Annotated in this window: 13 protein-coding genes; 9 read left to right on the top strand and 4 right to left on the bottom strand. The window is 46.0% G+C overall.

The genetic code is table 11. The features are described from left to right. The first annotated feature begins 9 nt into the window (after positions 1–9). From aroC to MVI27_RS10335, 7 genes are all read left to right on the top strand, one after another. The gene (gene aroC / locus MVI27_RS10365; RefSeq protein ID WP_281432100.1) at positions 10–1083 is read left to right on the top strand and encodes a chorismate synthase; all 1074 of its coding nucleotides are present in this window, start codon (positions 10–12) and stop codon (positions 1081–1083) included. A gap of 33 nt (positions 1084–1116) precedes the next feature. Next, positions 1117–1680 carry a thioredoxin family protein gene (locus MVI27_RS10360; protein WP_246961571.1) on the top strand — a complete coding sequence of 188 codons (564 nt, stop codon included), beginning with the start codon at positions 1117–1119 and terminating at the stop codon, positions 1678–1680. Positions 1681–1699: 19 nt separating this feature from the next. Further along, positions 1700–2251, top strand: a complete 552-nt coding sequence (locus tag MVI27_RS10355) for a TlpA family protein disulfide reductase (protein ID WP_246961569.1) — start codon at positions 1700–1702, stop codon at positions 2249–2251. A 50-nt stretch (positions 2252–2301) separates the two neighbouring features. Beyond that, positions 2302–2640: a YkvA family protein gene (locus tag MVI27_RS10350; protein ID WP_246961567.1), complete on the top strand. Its 339-nt coding sequence runs from the start codon at positions 2302–2304 to the stop codon at positions 2638–2640. 70 nt (positions 2641–2710) lie between these two features. After that, positions 2711–3829, top strand: a complete 1119-nt coding sequence (locus tag MVI27_RS10345; protein ID WP_246961564.1) for a serine hydrolase domain-containing protein — start codon at positions 2711–2713, stop codon at positions 3827–3829. A 42-nt stretch (positions 3830–3871) separates the two neighbouring features. Next, positions 3872–4777: a tRNA (adenosine(37)-N6)-dimethylallyltransferase MiaA gene (gene miaA / locus MVI27_RS10340; protein ID WP_246961563.1), complete on the top strand. Its 906-nt coding sequence runs from the start codon at positions 3872–3874 to the stop codon at positions 4775–4777. 3 nt (positions 4778–4780) lie between these two features. Continuing rightward, positions 4781–5338 carry a thioredoxin family protein gene (locus MVI27_RS10335; protein WP_246961561.1) on the top strand — a complete coding sequence of 186 codons (558 nt, stop codon included), beginning with the start codon at positions 4781–4783 and terminating at the stop codon, positions 5336–5338. Positions 5339–5395: 57 nt separating this feature from the next. Here the strand turns inward: MVI27_RS10335 and MVI27_RS10330 are convergent, their stop codons facing one another. Then, positions 5396–6031 (bottom strand): MBL fold metallo-hydrolase, encoded by a 636-nt coding sequence (locus MVI27_RS10330; protein ID WP_246961559.1) that lies wholly within the window; start codon positions 6029–6031, stop codon positions 5396–5398. Positions 6032–6166: 135 nt separating this feature from the next. Between MVI27_RS10330 and MVI27_RS10325 the strand changes: the two genes are divergently transcribed. Next, a complete protein-coding gene (locus MVI27_RS10325; RefSeq protein ID WP_246961557.1) occupies positions 6167–7378 on the top strand; it encodes a type IX secretion system plug protein in 1212 nt (403 codons plus the stop codon). Positions 7379–7389: 11 nt separating this feature from the next. On the opposite strand, the gene hemH is transcribed toward MVI27_RS10325, so the two are convergent. The 3 genes from hemH to MVI27_RS10310 all read right to left on the bottom strand — a co-directional run bounded on the left by hemH (position 7390) and on the right by MVI27_RS10310 (position 10259). Then, the gene (gene hemH / locus MVI27_RS10320; RefSeq protein WP_246961555.1) at positions 7390–8418 is read right to left on the bottom strand and encodes a ferrochelatase; all 1029 of its coding nucleotides are present in this window, start codon (positions 8416–8418) and stop codon (positions 7390–7392) included. A gap of 99 nt (positions 8419–8517) precedes the next feature. Then, positions 8518–9396 carry a NifU family protein gene (locus MVI27_RS10315; RefSeq protein ID WP_246961553.1) on the bottom strand — a complete coding sequence of 293 codons (879 nt, stop codon included), beginning with the start codon at positions 9394–9396 and terminating at the stop codon, positions 8518–8520. A gap of 71 nt (positions 9397–9467) precedes the next feature. Further along, on the bottom strand, positions 9468–10259 hold the full coding sequence (locus tag MVI27_RS10310; RefSeq protein ID WP_246961552.1) for a LuxR C-terminal-related transcriptional regulator: 792 nt from the start codon (positions 10257–10259) through the stop codon (positions 9468–9470). Between the two features lie 230 nt (positions 10260–10489). Between MVI27_RS10310 and MVI27_RS10305 the strand changes: the two genes are divergently transcribed. Then, complete coding sequence (locus MVI27_RS10305; RefSeq protein WP_246961551.1) at positions 10490–13042, top strand: adenosylcobalamin-dependent ribonucleoside-diphosphate reductase; 2553 nt, start codon at positions 10490–10492, stop codon at positions 13040–13042. The last annotated feature ends 87 nt before the right edge of the window (positions 13043–13129 follow it).

Raw genomic sequence — 13129 nt, 5'->3', positions numbered from 1 at the left:
CTTTGTATCATGTTCGATTTAGGAAACTTACTCACTCTTTCCACCTTTGGTGAAAGTCACGGCGCTGCTTATGGTGGTGTTATTACGCATTTTCCGGCAGGCATCACGCTTGATCTGGAAGCGGTTCAGCAACAACTCAACCGCCGCCGGCCCGGGCAAAGCGCAATCGTTACCCAGCGCCGCGAACCCGATACGGTGGTGTGGCTTTCGGGTATTTTCGAAGGGGTCAGCACCGGCACACCGCTTGGCTTTATCATTCGCAATGAAAATCAAAAATCGGGTGACTACAGTCATCTCGCAGAAACTTTTAGGCCGAGCCATGCAGATTATACGTATACCAAAAAGTACGGCTTGCGCGATTATCGCGGCGGTGGCAGATCCTCGGCACGGGAAACCGTGAACTGGGTTGTGGCGGGAAGCCTGGCGCGTCAGATCCTGCCGCTGGGTGTGGAGATTCATGCGTATGTTTCCTCCGTTGGCGATATTTTCTGCGAAAAGCCGTATCAGGAACTGGATTTGTCCAAAACAGATGATAATGATGTGCGCTGCCCCGATCCTGAAACTGCCGAAAAAATGATTGAACGGATTCGCGAAATCAAAAAAGCCGGCAACACCATTGGCGGAACAATTACCTGTGTGATCCGAAATCTGCCGGCCGGCCTGGGTGAACCGGTCTTCGGGAAGTTGCAGGCAGAACTTGCCCATGCCGTGCTGAATATTAACGCCTGCAAAGGCTTTGAATACGGCAGTGGTTTCTGTGGTGCACGAATGACCGGCCTGGAGCACAATGATTTATTCAATGCTGATTTCTCCACAAAAACCAACCTTTCCGGTGGAATTCAGGGTGGTATTTCAAACGGGATGGATGTGTATTTCAGAGTCGCTTTCAAACCGGTTGCCACGGTCTTGCGTCCTCAGGATAGTTTTGATTCTCATGGTGAACCTACTGTTGTGGAAGGTCGGGGCCGTCATGATCCGTGCGTTCTTCCGCGTGCCGTTCCGGTCGTTGAAAACCTGGCTGCCTTCGTGCTGGCGGATTTGTTTCTTATTGATAAAACCCGTCGGTTCAATAAATCAATTTAAAAGCAATTAAAATATATAAACGTAAATTTTTACATGGAAAAATACTGGCAGCAAGCCCTTACCTTCGAACAATATATGGAGTACGCTGAAAAGAAGGCGGCCGAAACTACCGAGACACCGGATCCAAATCTGGAATATTATCAACTGGGCTTGCAGCGAATGAACCGGACTTTGAAAACCTATAAAGTTTCAGAAGAAATGCTGGAACAGTTGAAAAGTAAAAACTTTGACGGTAAAATTCTGATCATTTCTGAGCCGTGGTGCGGAGATGCCAGCGCTATCGTGCCTGCTGTTGCCAGATTTTTTGAAGCTGCCGGCGTGCAGGTCCGCGTCTTTCTTCGTGATTCCGATAATTCGCTGATTAAGCAGTTCCTTACCGATGGCAGCGAGTCTATCCCGAAAGTGCTTATCATAAACAATGATGATACGGTTCGAAATACCTGGGGCCCGCGTCCGGCGTATGGCCTTGGTTTGCTTAAGAAATTTAAGGAAAACCCGGAAGTCTATCCACGGGAAACTTTCTATAATGATCTGCAGGTGTACTACGCGAAAAACCGCGGGGCAGATGCCATACAGGAAATTGTGGAACTGATCTGATATTTAAAAATTAAAAACAATGGAGTTCATCCGTAAAAATATATTTTATCTTTTTGCTACCGGTTTTCTGGCGGTCATGTTTTTCTTCCCGCAGGTGAAACTAAAGTTGAAAGATCTTTTTTTTCCGATTGCTGCGGTGGAAAATGCTGTGACGCTTACGGAGGAAGATTACGATATTCAGCTAAAAGGAATTAATACGCCGAATATTAACCTTAAAGAACTTAAAGGGAAAAATATGGTCTTCCTGAATTTCTGGGGAACCTGGTGCCCGCCTTGTCGCGAAGAATGGCCGACCATTGAAAAGCTGTACCAGAGCCGGAAAGGCGAAATTGACTTTGTACTGATCGCCATGCAGGATAAGGAGGAAGATGTGCGTGCCTTTATGGAAAAGAATAAATACACCGCGCCGGTCTATCTTGCGGAAAGCCCGATTACCAGCCATGTGTTGCCACGCGTGTACCCGACCACGTTCTTATTGAATAAAGACGGACGGATTTTATTGAAAGAGGATGGTACCAAAGATTGGAATTCCAAATCAGTGCATGAATTTATAGACCACGCTGGAAAATAAAGGTTGGTATGACTTTTGCGAAATTCTGGTGATTATAATTCTACACTACTATGAAAGTTTCCAAAATACAACTAGCGCGTGAAGCGTTCCGGCACAAAGGTTTTATCAGAAAATTACCGGTAATTATCCGGATGGTGAAATCTGCCATGACCAAAGGAGGATACCGCCCGCAGTTTAAAAATGCGGTGGTGATCGGTTTGGTTTTAATTTATCTGCTCACGCCTATTGATATTATTCCGGACTGGATCCCGGTTGTGGGTGTGCTGGATGACCTGGCGCTGCTCGCCATGGCCATGCCAATGCTGATCGCAGAAGCAGAAAAGTTCACGGCCTGGGAAGCAGAACGCAAAGAACGCAAACAGATTTCTGAAGCGGAAATTGTCGGATAATACGATTATTACAAAACAGAACCGGCAGCTGCCATCACGGCTGCCGATTTTTTATTTAAAACAATCCGGCGTGCGTTTATATTTCTATCTTTTTTTTCTATTGCTCATAGCTTCCTGTCAGCAGAAAGCCGACCTGCAAACCCAGGCACCGGCTGAACGCGAGTTGCAGGCGGACACGGCCGTCCTGCATTTCCAGCGAATTTTCCTGAAACAGCAGTTGGATTCCGTATTAAATAATTCAGCGTTCAATGGCCATGTTTCCGTTCATCGTGACGGTAAAAATATTTATAAACAAAATAAAGGATTTGCTGATCTCGAGCAGAAACGGCCGCTGGATGACGAGTCGGTTTTTGCTATTGCTTCGGTGAGCAAACAGTTCACTGCCGCGCTGATTCTGGACCTGCAACATACCGGAAAACTTGCCGTAACGGACAGTGTACAGCGTTTTCTCCCTGACTTTAAAAAAGGGTCTAAAAAGAATATAACAATTAGTCATTTGCTTAATCACACGTCCGGACTGGCAGATTTTAGCGAGGGTCTGCAATCCGCGCCCGGTAAAGAATTCCACTATTCAAATAAAGGCTACAGGCTGTTGGGCAATATTGTAGAAAAAGCTTCCGGAAAAAGCTTTGACGAAAATCTTCAGTATCTCTTTAAAAAAACTGGTTTACGACAGACTTTCAGCGCTTCAGGTTATTCAGGTTCGCAATTAGCCTGGCCGTATATTAGAACGGCAACAAGATTTGAGCGTGTTGCTGGAATGCCGCAAAGGCTTGCACAGCCTGCAATTTCGGTTCCTGCGGGTGGAATTCTCGCTACGGCTGCCGATTTGCACCGCTGGGCTGCCGGTCCGGTCGCACATCAATTGCTTTATAAAAACGATACTGTAAACAAGCATACACGTTTCCACCATCCGATTTTGGGAAGCGTTCGCTATTCGAACGGACTAATGCATGACGAAGAACAACTGGCTTTTTTTCATACAGGATATGTAAAAGGCTCTGCTTCACTGTTAATTTACTATCCTTCTGTACACATGTCGGTGGTGATTTTGAATAATGTTACCAATGAAGCTGCCGGCAAAAAAAGTATATTTAAAGTACACCGCCAAGTAAAAGAAATAACCGATCAGCTGATGCGTGCTGACGCTGAATTCCGAAAAGCGCCACAGGCTTTCGCCTCATTTTAAAGTTCTGCGGTGATTTTAGCAAAAAAAGAAGAACTTTGCAGCGTGAAAACGCTTATCTCTATCGTAGGGCCTACCGGAATTGGCAAAACCCGCCTCTCGCTGGACCTGGCAAAACACTTTTCCACGGAAATTGTTTCCTGCGACTCCCGGCAATTGTATCGCGAAATGCCCATCGGCACCGCAGCACCCACCGTTGAAGAATTACAGGAGGTGCCGCATCATTTTATTGGCAACCGCTCCGTCCGGGACCGGTATTCTATTGGGCAATATGAAACTGAAGCATTGGAATTACTTCATACTCTGTTTCAGAAATATGAAACGGTTGTTCTTGTCGGCGGCAGTATGATGTATGAAAAAGCGGTGATCGAAGGACTTCATGATTTGCCACCAGCTGATAAAGAACATCAGGAAAAACTCCAGCAAATATGGGATCAGGAAGGAATTGCTGCGTTGCAGAATATATTGGCAGAACTGGATCCGGAGTATGCCGCACAGGTGGATCTGCAAAATCCCCGCAGGCTGTTTCGCGCGATTGATATCATCTGGCAAACCGGCCAAACGTACAGCGGACTGATCCGGACGCAAAAAAATAAACGTGATTTCCGAGTCATCCGTATCGGCGTGGATGCGCCGCGAGAAGTCATTTATGACCGCATCAATCGCAGGGTGGAGGTGATGCTGGAGCAGGGGCTTCTGAAGGAAGCAAAACAACTCGAGCCAGTGCAGCATCTGCCGGCCCTGCAGACGGTGGGCTACGCTGAATTGTTTCGGTATTTCAATGAAGAAATTTCGCTGGCCGAAGCCATTGAGGATATCAAAAGAAATTCTCGACGCTTCGCGAAGCGCCAGCTGACCTGGTACCGCGGTGAAAAAAATATCCACTGGGTGTCCTACTGCTATTCGACGCAGGAATCCTTATCTTTGTTGCGTAATCTTTTAAATCAATAAAAAATGGCAAATACTCCCTCCACGATGCGCGAACTTGGTTCCAAGGCACCTTTCTTTGAACTGCCCAATCCTTCCCAAAGTAATGAGCAGCAGTCACTGGATGACCTGAAAGGAAAAAAGGGAACACTCGTCTTTTTTATGTGTAACCATTGCCCCTTTGTGCTGCACGTGATTGATAAACTCACGGAACTGTACGAAGACTATCAGGATAAAGGCATTGAGTTTATCGCGATTAATTCCAATGATGTGGAAAAATATCCCGCAGATTCACCGGAGAAAATGGTAGAATTCCAGCTGGAACGCCGCTTTGAATTTCCATACTTATATGATGAAAGCCAGGCGGTGGCGCGAGCCTATGATGCCGCCTGTACACCGGATTTCTTTTTCTTTGATGAAAAACTGGATCTGATTTACCGCGGACAAATGGATGATTCCCGCCCGGGTAATAATAAGGAAGTAACCGGCGAGGACCTGATTATTGCTTTTGAAAATCTGCTGGCAGGCGCGCCTCAGGAAGATTTCCAGAAACCAAGCATGGGTTGCAATATTAAATGGAAATAAAAAAACCTTTAAAAATAATGAAACTGCCGGACGAAAAGTCCGGCAGTTTTTATTCGTCTAAAAGAAAGGATTATGCTGTTTCTCGAAGCCAACCGTGGTCGGATTTCCGTGGCCGTTATAAACCACCGTTTCCTCCGGCAGTACAAACAGCTTTTCGCGGATGCTTTGCAATAATTGCTCATGACTGCCTTTGTATAAATCGGTACGGCCAATGCTCCCCTGAAACAAAACATCACCGGAGATGATGAAATTCTGGCCTTCGTGGTGAAGCGCAATGCTGCCCGGTGAATGCCCCGGAACATGGTAAATATGCAAGCGGTCGTCATCAAGTGTAATAACATCGCCTTCCTGCAGGGTTTTGGTTTCACCGCTGAAGGGTTTAAAGAAAAAGCCAAAGCGCTGTGCGTCCATCGGGTTACGCTGCAGGATTTCGGTTTCCAAATCATGGAGTTGCACCGGTACTTTGAAAGTGTCAGCCGCCCATTGCAAACCCAGCACATGGTCGATGTGTGCGTGGGTCAGAATAATCTGCCCGACCGTCAGTTCTTTGTTTTTAATGAAGGCTTCCAGCTGCTCCGTTTCTGCTTCCGAAAAGTTGCCCGGATCGATGAGAATGGCGTTTTTCTGATCATTATAAATAAGGTATGTATTTTCCGAGAAAGGGTTAAAGGCAAAAGACTGAACCTGCAGCATAATAAACACAAATTTTAGACAAAGGTACAGGAATATCTGTTTTTAAAGCAACTGCGCAATAAATCAGGCTGAGTAAAGTTGTAGTGTCACGAACAATCAGAGCGGGTCCCGATTGAAATCACTAATTTTGTTTAGATGAAATATTTTTCTTTTTTAATGCTGATGCTTGCCGGGCTTTTTCAGGCGCAGGATATCCGCAGCATCCAGTTTTTTAATCCTAAAACCAATGATGAAACTGCAGTCATTGGATTCCGGGACCAGCTGATTCTGCGTTTTGATGATTTGTCCAACAGCAGCACCGTGTACCGCTACACCATTCGCCACCTGGACCGCAACTGGCAGCCTGATGATTTATTTTTCACCGAAATCGCCGAGGGCAGCATGACCGGCCTGATCGACCAGTTTCGGTATTCCTTTAATACCCTGCAACCTTACACCCACTATACGCTCCCTTTTCCCAATGAAAAAATGCGCCCGAAAATATCCGGGAATTTTGAGTTAATCGTGTATCGGGATTCTCCGTCCAGCCCTTTATTTAAAAGAAGATTTTCAGTTACTGAAGAAGGAGCAAATCTGGGTTTGCGTATCACCCGCACGAGTGATGCGCGCCATGCCGACCTTAATCAAAGAGTGGAAGTGGAAGCTGCGGCGGCCGGAAACATTTTAAGCAATAATGTGAGTTCGCTTTCGCTGAATGTCATTCAGAATAATAACTGGCAGTCGGGCGTGTATCAGCAGACTCCTTCGTCCAGCCTGGGCAATAAAGTGCTGTTTCAGCAGCTGGCACTGAGCTTTCCGGGGAATAATGAGTTTTATTATTTCGATAATAAAAATATGAATCAGGCCTTCGATATGGTAGCGCACGCGGAAACCATTGAGGGCGTAAATTATACGTACCTGCATCCTGTTTGGGCGTATCCGCTTAATTACCAGTTTCAGCCCGATGTGAACGGTGCTTTCTATTTTCGGCGGAATGACCTGGGTATCGAGCGGAACGCCGACCGCGAAGGGGATTATTCCTGGGTGCATTTTGTCCTTGAATCTGAACCGCTGGAAAAAGATATTTATGTGCTCGGTATGTTTAATTATTACCGCCCGTCACCGGAGTCAAAAATGGAGTATGATGAAGCCAGCCGCAGCTATGTTGCCAGAATTTATTTAAAACAAGGGTTTTACAATTACGCACTCGCCACGATGGATGCCGCCGGGAAAGAGAATATGGGCGAAATCAACGGCAACTTCTGGCAAACAGAAAACTTGTATCAGGCGTTTCTGTATTACCGTCCGTTTGGCCGCAATTATGATGGTTTGCTCGGCTACGGCGAATTCCGCGCACCGGTTCGATAAATGTTGAAAATTTAAACCAAATAAAACTCGTTGAGTTTTTCTTCGCACAGATTTTTCACCACTTCAATCCAGGCGTCTTCATCGTTAAGGCAAGGCAGGTAATGAAATGATTCGCCGCCGGCTTTCAGGAATTCTTCCTGGCCTTCCATCGCGATTTCTTCGAGCGTTTCCAGGCAGTCCGACACGAAGGCCGGACAAACCACGGCCAGTTTTTTCACGCCTTTTTTAGGCAGATTTTCCAGAGTCTCATCCGTGTAAGGTTCGATCCACTTGTCTTTACCTAAGCGGGACTGGAACGAAACAATGGTTTTTTCTTTTGGAATACCCAGCTTTTCGATGACGAGTTCGGTCGTACGATAGCACTGATGGCGGTAGCAGAACTGGTGGCTCGGATTTTCCGGCCGCGAGCAGCAGTCGTTCAGGTTACAGGTATTCGTGGGATCTGTTTTGTAGATATGTCTTTCGGGTACGCCGTGATAGGAGAACTGCAGTGCATCAAACTCCGCCGGCAGCTTTTTGCGGATACTTTCTGCCAGGCAATTAATATACATCTCGCGGTTGTAGAAAGGCTGCACATAATGAATTTTAATACCCGGGAAGGATTTCTTGCGCACTTCCTCTGCCTTTTCTATCACCGTTTCAGTAGTGCTCATAGCATACTGAGGATAAAGCGGGAAGAGCACGATTTCGGTCACACCCTGATCGGTCAGCTTTCTCAGGCCGGTTTCAATGCTGGGCTCAGCGTAGCGCATCCCGATTTCTACGGGAACATCCACACGCTGCTGCAATTTCTTCTGAATCTGTTCCGTGATGAGAATCAGCGGCGAGCCTTCGGGTGTCCAGACGGTTTCATAGGCAGCGGCCGACTTTTTAGGTCGCGTATTCAGAATAATCCCGCGCACGAGCAAAGTCCGGAAAAACCATCGGTAGTCAATTACCCGTTCATCCATAAGGAATTCATCCAGGTATTCTTTTACATCCGATACTTTTGTAGATCTTGGCGAACCGAGATTCACCAGCAATATTCCTTTTTTAGGCATTTTTATGAGTAATAATCCTGCGCTGCGCCTGTAACGACGGGCCGGAAAGAAATTTAATATTAAAATAAGAAAATCCTGAAGCTGACTTTTTTAGGAAAACTATCCGTTTACGGCTTCCACATGTTGTACCAGATCGGGCAGGAATTGTCTCAGCACGTTTTCAATGCCTCCCTTCAACGTAGCGGTAGAACTCGGGCACCCGGAGCAGGCGCCCTGCAAAAGCATTTTTGCGGTTTTGGTTTCAGCATCGTATTCCATTAAGGAAATTTTACCGCCGTCGCCTTCCACCGCGGGCGCTACATATTCCTGCAGGATCGCGGAGATTTGCTGTTCTGTATCGGTATATTCACGGTTGATGAGTTTTTCAACCGGACTCTCATGCTTTTGCGGTTTGATATCGGAAATGGGGCCGCCTTTCTGCAGGTAATCTGCCACAAAGGAACGCACGGCGACCATCACTTCATGCCATTCCACGGCAACGCTTTTGGTAACGGCTACAAAGTTATCAGAAATAAAAACTTCTTTCACGAACTCAAATTTGTTAAAAAGCGCCTGTGCCAATGGTACGCCCGACGCTTCATCGCGCGATTTCACTTCCACAAACCCCTGCAGCAATGGCTGGCTGGCCACAAATTTCATCACCATCGGGTTGGGTGTCATTTCGGCAAACACCTGGATTTCCTCCGACTTTGTTTGTTTATAAATGCGCGGATTTGCAATCAGTTCGTCTGTAATCATTTCCTTCAGCGGCTCAATCACGTGCTCCCATTCCACTGAATCCTGCTTGGCAACGGCCACAAAATTTGCGGTGATGAAAATCCGTTCCACAAAAGGAAGTTTAAAAAGTGCCTGCGCCAGTGGAATTTGGGTAATGTCGGATTCGCGGTCCAGTTCCAGCGAACCCGGAATCAGGTTGTAATCTGCCACAAACTTCATTACTTTTTTATTCTCGGTAGGTTCTATGATGAGACGATTCATAACGATATCAAATTTGATTACAAAAATACGGATAACAATTCAGAACTCCGAATAGCAAACATCAATCGCAATTATACCAAATCAAAGGCAAGGGCAAATTTCATCAGCGCGGCAAAAGTGGTGCAATTGGTCTTGCGGATAATGTTTTTCCGGTGGGTATTAATCGTATGAACAGAAACAAACAGTTGCTGCGCGATATCCCGGGATGAGTGACCCTGCGCAATTAGGGTGATGATTTCTTTTTCGCGTTTGGTGAGTTCTGCGAAAATTCTGTAATTATTTTTAATAAAGGTATGCTCGTCCAAAACTTTAGACACTTTGGAAATCATGTCGTCAATCCCTTCCACCGGGCTGGACAGAATAATTAGTTTTTGATTTTCTGCCTGCTTTTCAAAAGCCGCTAATCTGCAAACGGTATAGAACCAGTGATAATCACCATCGTGCGTTAGCCGCACGCGCTGGAAAAAATTATATTGCTTGCCGGGGTCATTCTGGCGTAAGTAATGGGCGATTCCCATCATGTTTTGACGCACTTCTTCCGCGACAAAGAACTTTTGGTAATAATCAATGCCCATCCCGTTGATCGTTTCCGCGTCGGTTCCGAGACGTTCGCAGCCCCAATTATTCATATAAGAAACACCACTGGGAAGGTTGTTTGTGAGTTCTTGTACCATGACTGAAGCGGGCAAAAGGCTTCCAAAATCGCGGATGCTCATTTCTTCCTGGCGAAAACTTTTCTGGATACCATGTAGTTGCCGGCCCAGCAACTGGTGGAAGGAGTTGTTTTTCATCATCGTTGTTTGTGTTTTTACGAAGTTACGCATAAAAAACAGCACGCTAATCAGCTGATCGCACTGAATCATATTTTGAAAAGTTTCGTTGTAAGTCGTAGCACATTACTGATATTCAGGGTTCTGCAAATTGTTATCTTTTAATATGTATTAAATAATTAAATAAAAAATATTTGTCAACTTTTTAAGGTGCTAAATTTTTTAAAGCATTGAAAAATAGTGTTTTAAAAGATTAAATTTGCAAACATTTGTTTTTATTATTTATCAATGTATCTTTAAACTTTAAAAAAAATATAAACAGTATGGATGCAGTTGTAACAAAAAATAAGAAGGTGACTTACACATTTGACGAGGCTTATCAGGCTACGTTAGAATACTTTACAGGAGATGATCTGGCTGCAAAAGTTTGGGTAAGCAAGTATGCGCTGAAAGATTCAGCTGGTAACCTATATGAAAAAACACCCGCGGATATGCACCGGAGAATTGCGGTAGAACTCGCGCGGGTCGAAACCAAATATCCGAATGCCCTCCCGGAGAAAAAGATCTTTGAACTCATTAAGGATTTTAAATACATTATTCCGCAGGGCAGCCCGATGACCGGTATCGGAAATGATTTCCAGATTGCCTCGCTTTCCAATTGTTTTGTGATAGGCAGCGGTACCGACAGCGACTCGTATGGCAGCATCATGAAAATTGATGAAGAGCAGGTTCAGCTGATGAAGCGCCGCGGTGGCGTGGGACACGATTTGTCCAACATTCGCCCGAAAGGCTCTCCGGTAAAAAACTCAGCACTTACCTCCACGGGGCTGGTTCCTTTTATGGAGCGGTACTCCAATTCCACCCGCGAAGTGGCGCAGGACGGCCGCCGCGGGGCACTGATGCTTTCAGTTTCCATTAACCATCCCGATTCTGCAGATTTCATCGAGGCGAAGATGGAACAAGGGAAAATTACCGGTGCCAATATTTCTGTGCGGATCGATGATGATTTTATGAAAGCCGTAGTCGAAAAAGAAAGATATGTCCAGAAATATCCGATTCACAGTGCGCAGCCGAAATTCAGCCGGGAGATTGTTGCCGATGATTTATGGAAAAAGATCATCCACAATGCCTGGAAATCAGCGGAACCCGGTGTTCTGTTCTGGGATACCATCACCCGTGAATCGCTGCCCGACTGTTATGCTGATTTTGGGTATGAAACGGTTTCCACCAATCCCTGTGGCGAAATTCCACTGTGCCCGTATGATTCCTGCCGTTTGCTGGCGATTAACCTCTTCTCGTATGTGGAAAATCCGTTCACGGAAAAAGCCGTCTTTAATTTTTCTTTATTTAAAGAACACGTGGCGTATGCACAGCGCATGATGGACGACATCATCGATCTGGAAGTGGAGAAAATCGATGCCATCCTAGAGAAAATAGAAACAGATCCGGAAGGCAGTGAAATTAAGGCTACCGAACGAAATCTCTGGCTGAAAATTCGCCATAAAACATTGGAAGGCCGCCGGGCTGGCGTTGGTGTCACCGCCGAAGGTGATATGCTGGCCGCACTCGGCATCCGTTATGGCAGCACCGAAGGTGACAGTTTCTCTACCGAAGTTCATAAAACACTGGCACTGGCAGCCTACCGCGCCTCTGTCCATCTGGCGAAAGAGCGCGGTGCTTTTCCGATTTATGATCCGAAGCGGGAGGAGAATAATCCGTTCATGTTGCGATTAAAAGAAGCAGATGCTGAACTTTATGAGGAGATGTTGCAGTACGGCCGCCGCAATATTGCGCTGCTCACCATTGCACCCACCGGCAGTACCTCGCTGATGTCACAAACCACTTCCGGGATTGAGCCGGTGTTTCTTCCCGTATATAAAAGAAGAAGAAAAGTAAATCCCAATGACCGGGATGTGCGCGTGGATTTCGTGGATGAAGTAGGAGACTCGTGGGAAGAATATCTTGTCTTCCACCATCGGTTCAAACAGTGGATGGAAGTACAGGGTATTGACACCAAACGAAATTATTCTCAGGAAGAGATCAATGAAATCATTGCAAAATCACCGTATTACAAGGCAACTTCCAACGATGTGGACTGGCTGAGCAAAGTGGAAATGCAGGGCAGTATTCAGAAGTGGGTGGACCATTCCATTTCAGTCACCATCAATATCCCGAATGAAGCAACGGAAGAATTGGTTAATCAGCTATACATCAAAGCTTGGGAAGTCGGCTGCAAGGGAGTTACGGTATACCGCGACGGTTCTCGTTCCGGCGTTTTAATTTCCGCCGATGATAAAAAAGAAGAGCCGGAAGCAGCAGTACCGTCCGTATTCCCTACGAAAAGACCGCAGATTCTGGAAGCCGAGGTGGTGCGCTTTCAGAATAATAAAGAAAAATGGATTGCCTTTGTGGGCTTGATTGAGGGCAGACCGTATGAAATATTTACCGGTTTGGCAGATGATGAAGAAGGGATTGCGGTGCCGCGCTGGGTAAATGAAGGTGTTATTATTAAAAGCAAAGATGAAAACGGTAAGTCGCGCTACGATTTCCAGTTTAAAAATCTGCGTGGCTATAAAACCACGATTGAAGGACTGTCACATAAATTTAAACCCGAATTCTGGAACTATGCGAAACTGATTTCGGGAACGCTCCGTCACGGGATGGCACTGGAAAATGTGGTGGAACTCATCAACCGCCTGGAACTGGATTCCGAATCGATAAATAACTGGAAAGCCGGGGTGGCGCGCGCGCTGAAAAGATATATTGCGGACGGAACAGCAGCCGCAGGAAAATGCGCCGAGTGCGGTTCCTCCCAGGTCATGTATCAGGAGGGTTGCCTGACCTGCAATAACTGTGGCAACAGCAAATGTGGCTAGGCAAACTGTTATATTATATTGAATGAAAATGCGGAAGTAGGAGGAGCCATCTTTTCTTCCGCATTTTTATTTTAAGTATGCTAAAGG

Source organism: Chryseobacterium salipaludis (assembly GCF_022968825.1).
Classification (GTDB): Bacteria; Bacteroidota; Bacteroidia; order Flavobacteriales; family Weeksellaceae; genus Kaistella; species Kaistella salipaludis.
The sequence above is the reverse complement of the archived record's forward strand: the minus strand, read 5'-3'. Positions and strand labels throughout refer to the sequence as shown.